Source organism: Pseudomonas sp. SIMBA_068 (genome assembly GCF_046534705.1).
In the GTDB taxonomy this organism is placed as follows: domain Bacteria; phylum Pseudomonadota; class Gammaproteobacteria; order Pseudomonadales; family Pseudomonadaceae; genus Aquipseudomonas; species Aquipseudomonas putida.
Map to the genome: position 1 here is coordinate 1 of NZ_JAWRYI010001389.1, position 243 is coordinate 243.

The following is a 243-nucleotide window of genomic DNA, read 5'->3' on the forward strand; positions in this document are numbered from 1 at the left end:
GTATGAAAATGGCTCTCCTGGTGAGAAAGACAGTACCGCAAGTGTTACGATTATTGTAACGCCTGTAAATGATGCACCCGTTGCAAACGCTGACCTTGCTACCATAAATGAAGACGCAATTGCATTGCTCATTGACGTTTTAGCCAATGATTCGGATATTGATGGCGACAGCTTAATATTAAGCGAGGTCTCTGCCGACAGTGGCACTGCGCTAATTGTTGATAATCAAATTCAGTACACACC

General features: G+C 43.6%; 1 protein-coding gene. It reads left to right on the plus strand.

Annotated elements, in window-relative coordinates:
• Positions 1 to 243 (plus strand): Ig-like domain-containing protein (locus tag SB756_RS34175; protein ID WP_410913768.1); only part of this gene is annotated, 243 nt, incomplete at both ends.